Source organism: Mycolicibacterium arcueilense, from assembly GCF_058536225.1.
Map to the genome: position 1 here is coordinate 1,412,460 of NZ_JBZTYL010000007.1, position 14,343 is coordinate 1,426,802.

The window sequence follows — 14,343 nt, forward strand, 5'->3', positions numbered from 1 at the left end:
CCCTGGTAGCTCGCCATGACAGCCGAACCGGACCCCCAGCCCGCCGCAGACGCCGCCCTGCTGCGTCCGGTCCGGCTGGGCAATGCCTTCGAGGACACCGTGGGCCGGCTGCTGGAGACGATCCGACTGGGCGTGTTGGGTCCGGGGGAGTCGCTGCCGCCAGAGCGTGAGCTTGCCGCCCGGCTCGGGGTCAGTCGCGACACCGTCCGGGAGGCGATCAAATCGCTCGCCGATGCCGGTTATCTGGTGTCCAAGCGGGGGCGGTACGGCGGCACCTTCCTGGCCACTGAGTTGCCCCGGCACACCGCCGACGGTCCGAGTCCGACGCGCGCGGAGATCGACGACGCGTTGCGGCTGCGGGAGATCCTGGAGGTCGGGGCGGCGCGGATGGCGGCCGGACGGACGTTGAGCGCGGCCGAGCGGGAGGGCCTGTGGTCGCGGCTGGAAGACGTCCGCGCGGCCGAGCCCGACGACTACCGCCGGCTGGATTCGCGGCTGCACCTGGCCATCGCGGAAGCCGCGGGTTCGCCCTCACTGGTACCGCTGGTCGCCGAGAACCGCATGCGGCTCAATGCGCTGCTGGATCAGATCCCGCTGCTGCTGCGCAACATCGCCCATTCCGACGAACAGCACGAAGCGATCGTGATGGCGATCCTGGCCGGTGACAGCGAGCGGGCCGCCGCGGCCATGCTGGCACATGTCGGGGGATCGTCGGCCTTGCTCCACGGCTTCCTGGACTAGATTCGTACCGTGGACCGGCACGGTAACGAGGTCCAGGTCGAACGCGCGTCGTCGGCCTTGGCCGACGTCGACACCCCAGGGTGGGCGCAGCGCTTCGACCTGCTGTCCGACCCCCACCGGCTGGAGATCCTGCTCGGTCTGCACCGCGCGCCGGGGATCTGTGTCAGTGATCTGGCCACGGCGCTCGGCCGCTCGGAAAACGCCGTCTCCCAGGCGTTGCGGGTGCTTCGGGAGCAGGGCTGGGTCACCTCAACCCGAGCCGGCCGCACCGTGAACTACCGGCTCGAGGACGAGACGGTGCACGACCTGCTGCACTGGATCGGGGCGCGGCACGGCTGAAACCGTGTTCATCTGTTCATCTGTTCATCTGGACAGATATCTGGCGCCGTCTTAGGCTCGATAAATGACCACTGGCGCGGTTCCCGAGGTGACGACGACGAAGCCGCAGCCATTCGACCGCGCTGATTGGACGTCGATCGCGGTGGTCGCCGCGGTGGTCTTGCTTCTGCATGTATTCGGTTGGGGCGTACTGATTTACGGCGTCGCGCCGCAACACATCACGCTGGGGTCGGCCGGGGTGTTCGGGGTCGGAATCGGTGTCACCGCCTACCTGTTGGGTGTGCGGCACGCCTTCGACGCCGACCACATCGCCGTCATCGACAACACCACCCGCAAACTCGTCGGTGAGGGCACGCGATCACTCTCGGCGGGATTCTGGTTCTCGCTGGGGCATTCCAGCGTGGTGTTCGGGCTGGCCCTGCTGCTGGCGTTCGGTGTTCATGCGCTGGCCGGGCCGGTGCAGAACGAGGATTCGCCGATGTTGCAGACCCTCGGGCTGATCGGGTCGGTGGTGGCCGGGACGTTCCTCATCCTGATCGGCCTGACGAATCTGTTCGCCGTCGTCGGCATCGCCAAGATCTTCCGTGCCATGCGCGGCGGACAGTTCGACGAGGCCGAACTCGAACGTCAACTTCAACAGCGGGGCTTCCTGGCCCGTCTGCTCGGCCGGTTCATGCGACGGGTGAGCAAGCCGTGGCACCTGTACCCGGTCGGCTTTCTGATGGGCCTGGGCTTCGACACCGCGACCCAGGTGGCGCTGCTGGTGCTGGCGGCGGGTGCGGCAGCGTTCACCCTGCCCTGGTACGCCATCCTCGTGCTGCCGGTGCTCTTCGCGGCAGGGATGAGCCTGTTCGACAGCGTGGACGGAATCTTCATGTCGCGGGCCTACGGCTGGGCGTTCCTGCAGCCGGTCCGCAAGGTCTATTACAACCTGACGGTCACCGTGTTGTCGGTGATCGTGGCGCTGGTGATCGGCGTCATCGTTCTGGCCGGTCTGCTGGTCGAGCGCCTTGGCATCACCACGGGTCCGCTGGCATTCATCGGTTCGGCCGACCTGGAGTTCGTCGGATTCGCGATCGTCGGGCTCTTTGTATTGAGCTGGGTTGTGGCCCTGGGGATCTGGCGGTTCGGCCGGATCGAGGAGCGCTGGGTTGCGCGGGCCTAGCCGGTCAGGCCCAGCAGCGCATTCTCGATCACCTCGGGCAGTGCCGGGTGAATCCAGTACTGCCCCCGGGCAACCTCCTCGGCGGTCTGCCCGAAGCTCATCGCCTGGATCAACGGCTGGATGATCGCGGATGCCTGGTAGCCCATGATGTGGGCGCCCAGGATCTTGCCGGTGGCGCGATCGCCGATCAGCTTGGCGATGCCGGTGGTGTCCTCCATCGCCCAGCCGTACGCGGTGTCACCGTAGGCCTGAATCTTGGTGACGAAGTCGTAGCCCTGGTCGCGGGCCTGCTCCTCGGTCAACCCGACTGTAGCGATCTGCGGTTCGGTGAACACCGCAGACGGGACGAACCGGTGATCGCTGCGCACCATCGCCTCGGTGTCATCCCAATCGCGCAGCAGGTTCTCCTTGACCACGCGGGACTCGTGGTTGGCCACGTGCTTGAGCTGGTACTCCGAGGAGACGTCCCCGAGCGCGAATACGCCACGCGCCGTGGTGCGTTGGTATTCGTCGACGATGACCAGACCGTCCTCGTCGACCTCCACCCCGGCCAGCTCGGCGTCGAGCAGATCCCCGTTGGGGATCCGGCCGGTGGCCACCAGCAGCATGTCGGCGGGCAGCGTCTTGCCATCGTCGAGGTCCAGGACGATCCGATCACCCTCGTGGTGGGAGCCGATCACGTTCTCGTGGGTCCGCAGATCCCACTTCTCGGCGGCCAGCGCGCTGAACTCTTGGCAGATCGTCTCGTCGCAATGGCTGAGAACACAATCACCACGCACCACGATGGTGACCCGTACGCCCAACGCCGAGAACACATGGGCGAACTCGGCGGAGACGAACCCGCCGCCGACGATCACCAGGTGTTCGGGCAGTTCGGGGATCCGCATGATGTCGTCGCTGGTGTAGTAGGTGACGCCGCAGTCCACGATGGCCGGCGGGACGTAGGCGCGGGAACCGGCCGCGATCACCACCTGATCGCTGCTGAATTCGTCACCGGACTCGGTGCGCAGTGTGTAGCGGCCATCGGCGGTCTTGGGCCCGAATCGGGTGTGGCTGGCATACACCGTGATGTGGGGGTCGTTGCGGCGGTAGTCCTCGCCGCCTGCGGCGATCGGGTCGATACGGCCGAACACCCGCGCGACGATGTCGGGCCAGCGCACCTTGTCGATGTGGGAATCGATGCCGTACTTGGCGCTGTCCTTGATCGTGTCCGCGACGTCAGCGGCGTAGACGAACATCTTGGTGGGGATGCAGCCCACGTTCAGGCAGGTGCCGCCGAACGTGCCCTGCTCACAGATCGCAACCTTCTTGCCGGCGTAACGCTCGTCGAGAATGCTGTTGCCCGAACCGGTGCCGATGATGGTCAGGTCGTAGTGCTCCATGCGCAGTCCCTATCCGGAAGGTGTTGTGCTCGGCCGGGTTTGCAGATTGAGGTAATAGTCCAGCCACCGGTCCAACTCACGGTAGGCCGCCTCCCGGGCATCGGCCACCGACAGGAAGACGTCGTGTTTGGCGTCGGCGATCGGCGCGACCGTGGTGTGGTTACCCACGCAACCGGACCACCGTGCGATCTGACTGACATCGAGTACCGCGTCACCGCGTTGCATCCCGGCGGGATCGGCGGTTTCGGTGACGCTGCGGTCGGACCGCAGGATCAGATTGGGTACGCCGACGTCCAGCCCGCGGTGCAGCCGGGCCTGGCCGCGGCGGATGGCGTTGATCCAACCGAGCGTTACCGGGAAGCCGCCCAACGGTTTCCATTCCAGGTTGTAGTCGAACTCGCCGCCGAAGTCGCGATGCAGGGTGGTGCCGTAGCCACCTTCGGTGGGCTTACGGATCACCGACAGTTTGCGCAGCCGGGCCAGGGCGATCAGGGCGGCCGATGTGGGTGCGGTGCGCAGGATCGCCGGGCCGTGCAGGTCGAAGAACGGGCTGTTGAGGATCAGTCCGCCGACGTGCAGAGGGGCCAGCCGGCGGCTGCGACGCAGACGATCGGCGAACAACGTGAGGATGAGCCCGCCTGCCGAATGCCCGTACAGGCATACCGTGGCGTCGCCGGTGTCGGCCGCGATCACCTCCAGCGCGCGCTGAAGCTCGTCGTCGTACCGCGCCAGATCGGTGGTGAAGTGCGCGGTCTGCCCCTCGTGCCGGGAGCGTCCGCATTTGGGGAGATCCAGCGCATAGAACGCGAAGCCGCGCTCGGCGAATCGATCCGCCAGTTCGGTGTGGAAGAAGTAGTCGGTGTAGCCGTGCAGTGCCAGCACCGCGTGGCCCTTCCCGTCCGCCGTGGCGGCCGGGCCCCGGCGTACCAGCGTGGCGACCAGGTGACCTTCGCCATCGGGATCAGGTCCTGCATCGATGGTCTGTTGCCAGAACCCAGGCAATACATCCGGCTCCCAGGAGGGCTCCCGTGACGTCACGGTTCCACCCTAGCCGCGCGCCGGAAACGGGTGTCGTAATGACGGCGGAGAGTCCGTTTGCCGGCCCGGGGACCTGCAGACTTGCCTGCGGTGTTGCCGGGCCACGCGCCGGATCCAGGGGTGCCCGGCGGCTGTCGTGGGGTTGAGGAGGCCAGACGGGTGACGGATCGCACTACCATGCCTGGCCAACTGGGATTCGTCGCGCGATAACCTGGGCATAACAAAAGCCGTCCATGTCGACGGGCCGCGCAACAACAAAGGACGAGCGATCAGGGTGTCTGAGGCAAACGTGGGTACGACCGTGAAGACAGACGTCGTGCTGGTTGGCGCCGGCATCATGAGCGCAACCCTCGGCGCTCTGATCCGTCTGCTGGAGCCGGACTGGTCCATCACCATGATCGAGCGGCTCGACGGCGCTGCCGCCGAGAGTAGCGATCCGTGGAACAACGCAGGTACCGGGCACTCGGCGCTGTGTGAGCTGAACTACACGCCCGAGCTGTCCGATGGCTCCATCGACACCACCAAGGCCATCAACGTCAACGAGCAGTTCCAGGTGTCGCGGCAGTTCTGGGCCTACGCGGCCGAGAACGGCGTGCTGCCCGACGTGCGCGGCTTCCTCAACCCGATCCCGCACGTCAGTTTCGTGCACGGCGCCGGCAACGTCGACTACCTCAAGCGCCGGCATCAGGCCCTCGTCGGCAACCCGCTGTTCGCCTCGATGGAATTCATCGACGACAAGGACGAATTCGCGCGCCGGCTGCCGTTCATGGCCGCCAAGCGTGATTTCTCCGATCCGGTCGGGCTGAACTGGTCGCAGCACGGCACCGACGTCGACTTCGGTGCGCTCTCGCGCCAGCTCATCGGCTTCACCGCCCAGCGTGGGATGGACACCCTGTTCGGCCATGAGGTCCGCAACCTGCGCAAGGAATCGGACGGGACCTGGACACTCAAGGTGACCAATCGGCGCACCGGTCTCAAGCGCAAGTTCAATGCCAGGTTCGTGTTCGTCGGCGCCGGTGGTGGCGCGCTGCCGCTGCTGCAGAAGGCCGGCATTCCCGAGGCCAAGGGCTTCGGAGGTTTCCCGGTCGGCGGCGCATTCCTGCGGACCAACAACCAGGCGCTGACCGCAGGCCACCAGGCCAAGGTGTACGGACTGCCGCCGCTGGGCGCCCCGCCCATGTCGGTGCCGCACCTGGACACCCGCGTGATCAACGGCAAGTCGTGGCTGCTGTTCGGTCCGTTCGCCGGCTGGACGCCGAAGTTCCTCAAGCAGGGCAAGTTCACCGACCTGCCGTTGTCGGTCAAGCCCAACAACATCATGTCGATGCTCGGCGTCGGGCTCACCGAGATGGGTCTGGTCAACTACCTGGTTGGCCAGCTGCTGCTGAGTGAGGCCGCACGGGTCGACACCTTGCGCGAATTCGCGCCCAGCGCAGTCGATTCCGATTGGGAGCTCGACATCGCCGGACAGCGCGTGCAGGTGATCCGACGCAAGGGTGCGGGTGGTGTGCTGGAGTTCGGCACCACCGTGCTGACCGCCGCCGACGGCAGCATCGCCGGTCTGCTCGGCGCCTCGCCGGGTGCATCCACCGCTGTGCCGGCCATGCTCGACGTGCTGGAGCGCTGCTTCACCGATCGGTACCAGAGCTGGTTGCCGAAGCTCAAGGAGATGGTGCCCTCCCTCGGTACCAAGCTGTCCACGGAACCCGGCCTGTTCGAGGAAGTCTGGGCGTGGGGCACCAAGGCGCTGCAGCTGGACGTCCCTGTGACAGCGTGACCGGGGCGGGCGGATGACGGTCGCACTACGCCGCAGTTGGGCCAAAGATCTCGACGTACCAACGCTTTACGAGCTGCTCAAGCTCCGCGTCGAGGTGTTCGTGGTGGAGCAGGCCACGCCCTACCCTGAGCTCGACGGGCGGGATCTGCTCGCCGAGACCCGCCACTTCTGGCTGGAAAGCCCGGACGGAGAAGTCATTTCGACGTTGCGGTTGATGGAGGAGCATCCCGGCGGCGAGAAGGCGTTCCGGATCGGCCGGGTGTGCACCAAACGCAGTGCCCGGGGCAGCGGCCACACGACCCGGCTCATGCAGGCCGCACTGGCCGAGGTCGGCGACTACCCGTGCCACATCAATGCCCAGACCTACCTGATCGACATGTACGGCCGGCACGGATTCGTCCGTGACGGCGACGAATTCCTTGATGACGGAATCCCGCACGTGCCGATGGTGCGTGCCGGGTTCCGGTCCGACGAGCGCTTGCGCGAGGAGCCGACATGACCGAGAGCGAGTCCTCCTGATGACGGCCGAGACCCACACCTACCCGTTCAGCGCACTGGTGGGGCAGGACCGGCTGCGCCTGGCCCTGCTGCTGTGCGCGGTTCACCCTGAGATCGGCGGCGTGCTGATCCGCGGTGAGAAGGGAACTGCGAAATCCACCGCGGTCCGCGGCCTGGCCGCGGTGCTGTCCGCGGTCGACGACGACGCCCGCCTGGTGGAATTGCCGATCGGCGCGACCGAGGACCGGGTGGTCGGATCGCTGGATCTGCAGAAGGTGCTCCGCGACGGCGAGCACGCCTTCTCACCGGGCCTGCTGGCCCGCGCCCACGGTGGCGTCCTCTACGTCGACGAGGTCAACCTGCTGCACGACCACCTGGTCGACGTACTTCTCGATGCCGCCGCCATGGGACGGGTTCACGTTGAACGCGAAGGTATTTCGCACTCACACGAGTCCCGGTTCGTCCTGATCGGCACCATGAACCCCGAGGAGGGGGAGCTGCGCCCGCAGCTGCTGGACCGGTTCGGTCTGACCGTCGACGTCGCCGCCTCACGCGATGTCGACGTCCGCGTCGAGGTGATCCGCTCCCGCATGGCGTTCGAAGCCGACCCGAGGGCCTTCGTCGAGCGCCACGCGGGCGCCGATGCGGAGCTTGCCGACCGGATCGCGGCCGCCCGCAAGGCGATCGGCGCGGTCGAACTGCCCGACACCGAATTGCGGCGCATCGCCGCGCTGTGCGCGGCATTCGACGTCGACGGGATGCGTGCCGATTTGGTGGTGGCGCGCACCGCCGTCGCCCACGCTGCCTGGCGCGGTGCCAGCACCGTCGCCGAGGAGGACATCCGGGTGGCCGCCGAACTGGCGTTGCCGCACCGGCGTCGGCGTGATCCGTTCGACGATCCGGGCCTGGACCCCGAACGCCTCGAAGAGGCCATGCAGCAGGCGGGGGAGTCCGCCGAGCAGTCGGGACCCGACGCGGAGCCTGACCCTGATTTCGATCCGGACTTCGATCCACCTGGTGGCGGCGTCGACTCCGGTGCGGACGGGCAGCCGGCACAGGGGAATTCGAAGCCGTCCACGAACCGTCCCAGTGCCCCGCCGTCGGCGGTGTTCCGGACCAAGGCACTGGTGGTGCCCGGAGTCGGTGAGGGCGCGCCCGGCCGCCGTTCGAGGGCCCGCAACCGCACCGGCACCCCCATCGCGGCCACCGCGGAACCCGGCAGCGGGCACGGGCTGCACATGTTCGCCACCCTGCTCGCCACCGCAGGCCGCCAACGGGGCGCGGGACTGCCGCGACCCCGCCCCGAGGACATCCGGCGCGCGGTACGTGAAGGCCGCGAAGGCAATCTGGTGATCTTCGTCGTCGACGCCTCCGGGTCCATGGCCGCCCGCGACCGGATGTCGGCGGTCACCGGCGCAACCCTGTCGCTGCTGCGCGACGCCTACCAACGTCGGGACAAGGTCGCGGTGATCACGTTCCGTCAACAGGACGCTCGGGTGCTGCTGCCGCCCACCACCTCGGTGCACATCGCCAGTCGGCGGCTGGCCCGGTTCGACACCGGGGGCAAGACACCGCTGGCCCAGGGGCTGTTGGCCGCCCGCGATCTGGTGATCCGGGAGAAGGCCCGCGATCGCGCCCGGCGCAGCCTGGTGGTGGTGCTCACCGACGGCCGCGCCACCGAGGGTCCTGATCCGCTGGGCCGTACCCGGCAGGCCGCGGCCGCGTTGGTGGCCGAGGGTGCCGCAGCCGTGGTGGTCGACTGTGAAACATCGTTTGTGCGACTCGGGTTGGCCGGGCAATTGGCTCAGCAGCTGGGGTCGCCGGCAGTCCGGCTCGAGCAGTTGCGCGCGGCCGAACTGACCCGGCTCGTCCAGCGCCAGACCGCCGCCTAGGAAGGACCGCCCACATGCCACAGGGACAGCCGCTGACGGTGCCCGACGACGGCCTCACCACCAAGGCCCGACGCAACGCGCCGCTGCTCGCCGTGCACACCGGGCCCGGGAAGGGCAAGTCCACCGCGGCCTTCGGCATGGCACTGCGGGCCTGGAACCAGGGCTTTTCGGTCGCAGTGTTCCAGTTCGTCAAGAGCGCGAAGTGGAAGGTCGGCGAGGAGGCCGTGTTCGGTCAGCTCGGTCAGCTGCACGACGAGCACGGGGCCGGCGGGCCGGTCGAATGGCACAAGATGGGTTCGGGCTGGTCCTGGACCCGCAAGCACGGCAGTGACGTCGACCATGCCGCGGCGGCCGCCGACGGCTGGGCCGAGATCAAACGTCGGCTGGCGGAAGAACGCCATCAGTTCTACGTGCTCGACGAGTTCACCTATCCGCTCAAATGGGGCTGGGTGGACGTAGAAGAAGTAGTCGAGGTGCTCAGCACGCGGCCGGGTAGCCAGCATGTGGTGATCACCGGCCGCGATGCCCCGCAGGCGTTGATCGATGCCGCGGATCTGGTGACGGAGATGACCAAGATCAAGCACCCGATGGATGCCGGCCGTAAAGGCCAGAAGGGCATCGAATGGTAGGCGTGGTCACCCTCGTTCGCCGGAAGACATGAACACCACCCCGGCGGTGGTGATCGCTGCTCCGGCCTCGGGCAGCGGGAAGACCACGGTGGCAACGGGTTTGGTCGGTGCGCTGCGCCGGGCCGGTCACACCGTGGCGCCGTTCAAGGTGGGCCCGGACTTCATCGACCCCGGCTACCATGCCCTGGCCGCCGGCCGCCCTGGCCGCAACCTCGACCCGGTGCTCGTCGGTGAGGAGCTGATCGGACCGCTGTACCGGCACGGCTGCGCCGGCGCCGACATCGCGGTGGTCGAAGGCGTGATGGGCCTGTTCGACGGTCGCATCGAGGGGCAGATGACCGGTATCCCGCGGGGTTCGGCGGCCCAGGTGGCCGGCGTGCTGGGGGCCCCGGTGGTACTGGTGGTCGATGCCCGTGGGCAGAGTCACAGCGTCGCGGCCCTGATCCACGGCTTCGTCACCTTCGACCCGGCGGTGCGGATCGCCGGGGTGATCCTCAACCGGGTGGGCTCGGACCGGCACGAGGCGGTGCTGCGCCAGGCCTGTGAACACGCCGGGGTGCAGGTCCTCGGGGCGATTCCTCGGAGTGACGAGTTATCGGTCCCATCAAGACATCTCGGTCTCGTCACCGCGGTCGAGCACGGCCGGCAGGCCCGTGACGCGGTGGCCGCAATGACCGCCCTGGTGGCCCGGCACGTGGATCTCGGGGCCCTGGCATCCGCAGCCACCGCGCACGTCACCGCCGCGCCGTGGAGCCCGGTCGCCGAGTCGGTGACCAACGTCACGGTGGCCCTGGCGGCCGGCAAGGCCTTCAGCTTCAGCTATGCCGAGCACGCCGAGCTGCTGCGCGGGGCCGGGGCGCACGTCGCCGAGTTCGACCCCCTGTCCGAACCACTGCCCGCCGGTGCGGACGCGCTGGTGCTGCCCGGCGGGTTTCCCGAGCAGTTCACCGCCGAACTGTCGGCCAACGATCTTGTCCGCCAGCAGATCCGCCGCCTCGCTGCCAGTGGAGGCCCGGTGCATGCCGAGTGCGCGGGTCTGACGTACCTGGTCGACGATCTCGACGGGGTGCAGATGTGCGGTGTGCTTGCCGGTTCGGCGCGGTTCACCGACCGTCTCACGCTGGGCTACCGCGACGCCGTAGCGGTCGTTGACTCCAGCATGCACGCCGCAGGAGATCGGGTCACCGGTCACGAATTCCACCGGACTGCAGTCGAATTCGTCGAACAATCATCGCCCGCCTGGGCGTTCGCCGGGCCCGGGCAGGCGGCCCGGCGCGACGGTGCCGTGCAGCGCGGTGTGCATGCCGGATACCTCCACACCCACCCCGCGGCGCACCCGGAGGCCATCACCCGCTTCGTCACCACAGCAGCAACCACTAAGCTCGGCGGGTGACCGAGAATGCCTACCTCGTCGGCCTGCGCCTGTCGGGCAAGAAGGTCGTCGTTGTCGGCGGCGGAACCGTCGCGCAACGTCGGCTGCCCTTGCTGATCGCCCACGGCGCCGACGTACATGTGATTGCCCGGGCGGCCAGCCCCGCGGTGGAGGCGCTGTCGCACGACGACCCGGGGATCACCCTGCAACTGCGCGACTTCCGCGCCGGGGATCTCGACGGTGCCTGGTATGTGCTTGCGGCCACCGACGACTCCGAGGTCAACGCCGCCATCGCCGCCGAAGCCGACGAGCGGCGCATCTTCTGTGTCCGCGCCGACGTGGCGCGCGAGGGATCGGCGGTGACCCCCGCCACGTTCGACTCCGACGGCCTGTCGGTGGGCGTCCTCGCCGGCGGGGAGCACCGCCGCTCGGCGGCCATCCGCACCGCCATCCACGAAGCGCTGCAGCGCGGCCTGCTCACCGCAGACGCCGGTGACGAGCCGGGGGAGGCGCCCCGCGGGGTGGCCCTCGTCGGCGGCGGCCCCGGCGATCCCGAGTTGATCACCGTGCGCGGACGCCGCCTGCTGGCCCGCGCCGATGTGGTGGTCGCCGACCGGCTGGCGCCCCAGGAGTTGCTCGCCGAACTCGGACCTCACGTCGAGGTGATCGACGCGGCCAAGATCCCGTACGGGCGGGCGATGGCGCAGGAGGCGATCAACCAGGTACTCGTGGACCGGGCCCGCGACGGGAAGTTCGTCGTCCGGCTCAAAGGCGGCGACCCGTTCGTCTTCGCCCGCGGATATGAAGAGGTCCTGGCGTGCACCGAGGCCGGCATCCCGGTGACCGTCGTTCCCGGTGTGACGAGTGCCATATCGGTACCCGCGCTGGCCGGGGTTCCGGTCACCCACCGCGGTATGACCCACGAGTTCGTGGTGGTCAGCGGCCATGTTGCGCCTGGCCACCCCGAATCGTTAGTCAATTGGAATGCCCTGGCGGCGATGACCGGCACCATCGTGCTGCTGATGGCCGTCGAACGCATCGAGCTGTTCACCAAGGCGCTCCTGGACGGGGGCCGACCTGCGGATACGCCGGTTCTGGTGGTGCAACACGGCACCACCCTCGCGCAGCGCACCCTGCTGGCGACTCTCGGCGACGCGCCCGAGCGGATCCGTGCGGACGGCATTCGACCTCCGGCGATCATCGTGATCGGACCCGTGGCGGCCTTCGCCGGTTAAAGGATTCTTAAGATTCCGGTAAGGTGACGCGTTATGACGGCACTCAACGACGCCGAGCGCCAGGGCCTCGCCGCCCGCCTCCCGTCCTGGTTCCCGTCCTGGGGCTTCCTTTCCGCGGTAATCGCAATCGGTGGCATGCAGCTGCTCGCCACGATGGACAGCACGGTCGCGATCGTCGCGTTGCCGCGGATCCAGGACGAACTCGGCCTGTCCGACGCCGGGCGCAGCTGGGTCATCACCGCCTACGTCCTGACCTTCGGCGGCCTGATGCTCCTGGGCGGACGGCTCGGCGACACGATCGGCCGCAAACGCACCTTCATCGTGGGCGTCGGGTTGTTCATCATCGCCTCGATCCTGTGCGGCATCGCCTGGAATGAGGCCACCCTGGTCGTCGCCCGGCTGCTTCAGGGCGTCGGCGCCGCCATCGCGGCACCAACAGGGCTCGCGCTCGTCGCGACGACGTTCCCCAAAGGCCCGGCCCGCAACGCTGCCACCGCGGTGTTCGGAGCCATGACCGCAATCGGTTCGGTGATGGGCCTGGTGGTCGGCGGAGCTCTCACCGAGGTGTCCTGGCGGTGGGCCTTCCTGGTCAACGTGCCCATCGGTCTGGTGATGCTGTACCTGGCCCGTACCTCGCTGCAGGAAACGCATCGCGAGCGGATGAAGTTGGATGCCGCCGGCGCGCTGCTGGCCACGCTGGCCTGTACGGCCGCGGTATTCGCCTTCACCCAGGGCCCCGAGAGCGGCTGGTTGTCCCCGATCACGCTCGGCTCCGGCGCCGCGGCAGCGGTCTTCGGCATTGCCTTTCTCATCGCCGAGCGCAGCGCCGAGAACCCGGTGGTGCCGTTCGACCTGTTCCACGAGCGCAACCGGGTCGCCACGTTCGCGGCGATCTTCCTGGCCGGCGGTGTGCTGTTCACCCTGACCGTGCTGATCGGTCTCTACGTGCAGGACATCCTGGGCTACAGCGCCCTGCACGCCGGCGTCGGCTTCATTCCGTTCGTGATCGGCATGGGCATCGGCCTCGGGGCGTCGTCCCAGATCGTGCGGTTCTTCCAGCCGCGCATCGTGGTGATCGCGGGCGGGATCCTGGTGCTCGGGGCCATGCTCTACGGCTCGACGCTGCACGCCGGCATTCCGTACTTCCCGAACCTGGTGCTGCCGATCACCATCGGCGGTATCGGCATCGGCATGATCGTGGTGCCGCTGACGCTCTCGGCGATCGCGGGTGTCGACATTGACCGTATCGGTCCGGCCTCGGCCATCGCGCTGATGCTGCAGAACCTGGGCGGCCCGCTCGTGCTGGCCATCATCCAGGCGGTCATCACCTCACGCACCCTTTACCTGGGCGGCATCACCGGTCCGGTCAAGGACATGAACGAACCGCAACTGGCGGCGCTCGACGCGGGCTACACCTACGGATTGCTGTGGGTGGCTGCGGTCGCGGTCCTGGTCGGTGTCGCGGCATTGTTCATCGGCTACACCTCCAAGCAGGTGGCCCACGCCCAGGACGTCAAGGAAGCCATCGACGCCGGAGAGATCGAAGTCGACTGACCTCGTCCCGGTCGCGGAGTTAGGCTGACGCCGATGAACCGCCGGGAGATCTCGGACGCCGTCGGCCCGCTGGGCTGGCGCCTGGTGCTGGGAGCCGTCTACACCGAGGTCCTGGCCCCTTCGATGGCTGATGCCGCCTCAGCGGCCGGCCACGCCGTGCACGCGGCCGGCGCGGATGCGTCACAACACCTCTCCGTCGACATCCGTGGTGACCGGGCGGTGCTGAGGCTGCGCACGCGCGACGCCCATGCGGTGACCGAGCGGGATCTGGAACTGGCCCGCGAGGTGTCCCAGGCACTGGCCGGGCACGGTTTCGAAACGACCACCGGTCGCGTCGCGGTCCAGGCCATCGAGATCGCGATCGACGCCCTCGACATCGGTGCGGTCCGCCCGTTCTGGAAGGCCGTCACGGGTTATATCGATGAAACCCCAGCCGAACCGGGCGTATCAGATCTCAACGCCGGACTCGTGGATCCCTTCGACCGTGGCCCGGCCATCTGGTTTCAGCAGATGGATGCGCCTCGGCCCCAACGCAACCGGATCCACCTCGACATCGACGTGCCCCACGACGCCGCGCAGGCCCGCGTCGACGCGGCTCTGGCCGCAGGCGGCATATTGCTCAGTGACCGGGTTGCCCCGCGCTTTTGGGTACTGGCCGACACCGAGGGCAACGAGGCCTGCATCTGTACCTGGCAGGGCCGTGACTGACGACACGCCTTAA

General features: G+C 68.1%; 13 protein-coding genes. 11 read left to right on the forward strand and 2 right to left on the reverse strand.

The genetic code is table 11. The annotated features are described in order from the left end of the window. The first annotated feature begins 15 nt into the window (after positions 1–15). The 3 genes from AC4LGL_RS11070 (at position 16) to nicT (ending at position 2,245) form a co-directional block, all read left to right on the forward strand. Positions 16–741: a FadR/GntR family transcriptional regulator gene (locus AC4LGL_RS11070; protein WP_491838737.1), complete on the forward strand. Its 726-nt coding sequence runs from the start codon at positions 16–18 to the stop codon at positions 739–741. Positions 742–750: 9 nt separating this feature from the next. Further along, on the forward strand, positions 751–1,080 hold the full coding sequence (locus AC4LGL_RS11075; protein ID WP_491838738.1) for an ArsR/SmtB family transcription factor: 330 nt from the start codon (positions 751–753) through the stop codon (positions 1,078–1,080). 64 nt (positions 1,081–1,144) lie between these two features. Further along, positions 1,145–2,245: a Nickel transporter NicT gene (nicT, locus tag AC4LGL_RS11080; RefSeq protein ID WP_491838739.1), complete on the forward strand. Its 1,101-nt coding sequence runs from the start codon at positions 1,145–1,147 to the stop codon at positions 2,243–2,245. On the opposite strand, the gene mtr is transcribed toward nicT, so the two are convergent. Together mtr and AC4LGL_RS11090 are read right to left on the reverse strand one after the other, a co-directional pair. Next, entirely contained in the window at positions 2,242–3,627 is a 1,386-nt protein-coding gene (mtr, locus tag AC4LGL_RS11085; protein ID WP_491838740.1) for a mycothione reductase, read from the reverse strand. The two genes, nicT and mtr, sit on opposite strands and share 4 nt — an antisense overlap. A gap of 9 nt (positions 3,628–3,636) precedes the next feature. After that, positions 3,637–4,665 carry an alpha/beta hydrolase gene (locus tag AC4LGL_RS11090; protein WP_491838741.1) on the reverse strand — a complete coding sequence of 343 codons (1,029 nt, stop codon included), beginning with the start codon at positions 4,663–4,665 and terminating at the stop codon, positions 3,637–3,639. 337 nt (positions 4,666–5,002) lie between these two features. Between AC4LGL_RS11090 and mqo the strand changes: the two genes are divergently transcribed. The 8 genes from mqo to AC4LGL_RS11130 are packed head-to-tail and all read left to right on the forward strand — an operon-like array spanning position 5,003 to position 14,330. Continuing rightward, positions 5,003–6,442 (forward strand): malate dehydrogenase (quinone), encoded by a 1,440-nt coding sequence (mqo, locus tag AC4LGL_RS11095; protein ID WP_491839331.1) that lies wholly within the window; start codon positions 5,003–5,005, stop codon positions 6,440–6,442. A 13-nt stretch (positions 6,443–6,455) separates the two neighbouring features. Beyond that, entirely contained in the window at positions 6,456–6,941 is a 486-nt protein-coding gene (locus AC4LGL_RS11100) for a GNAT family N-acetyltransferase (protein ID WP_064931161.1), read from the forward strand. 19 nt (positions 6,942–6,960) lie between these two features. Beyond that, a complete protein-coding gene (locus AC4LGL_RS11105) occupies positions 6,961–8,832 on the forward strand; it encodes a magnesium chelatase subunit D family protein (protein WP_491838742.1) in 1,872 nt (623 codons plus the stop codon). A gap of 14 nt (positions 8,833–8,846) precedes the next feature. After that, positions 8,847–9,461 (forward strand): cob(I)yrinic acid a,c-diamide adenosyltransferase, encoded by a 615-nt coding sequence (gene cobO, locus AC4LGL_RS11110; protein WP_491838743.1) that lies wholly within the window; start codon positions 8,847–8,849, stop codon positions 9,459–9,461. 28 nt (positions 9,462–9,489) lie between these two features. Continuing rightward, the gene (locus AC4LGL_RS11115; RefSeq protein WP_491838744.1) at positions 9,490–10,854 is read left to right on the forward strand and encodes a cobyrinic acid a,c-diamide synthase CobB; all 1,365 of its coding nucleotides are present in this window, start codon (positions 9,490–9,492) and stop codon (positions 10,852–10,854) included. Next, positions 10,851–12,068: a uroporphyrinogen-III C-methyltransferase gene (gene cobA / locus AC4LGL_RS11120; RefSeq protein WP_064959945.1), complete on the forward strand. Its 1,218-nt coding sequence runs from the start codon at positions 10,851–10,853 to the stop codon at positions 12,066–12,068. Before AC4LGL_RS11115 ends, cobA begins: the two co-directional genes overlap by 4 nt. Before the next feature lie 33 nt (positions 12,069–12,101). Beyond that, entirely contained in the window at positions 12,102–13,622 is a 1,521-nt protein-coding gene (locus AC4LGL_RS11125; protein WP_491838745.1) for an MFS transporter, read from the forward strand. 33 nt (positions 13,623–13,655) lie between these two features. Continuing rightward, positions 13,656–14,330 (forward strand): 4a-hydroxytetrahydrobiopterin dehydratase family protein, encoded by a 675-nt coding sequence (locus AC4LGL_RS11130; protein ID WP_491838746.1) that lies wholly within the window; start codon positions 13,656–13,658, stop codon positions 14,328–14,330. Positions 14,331–14,343: the final 13 nt, after the last annotated feature.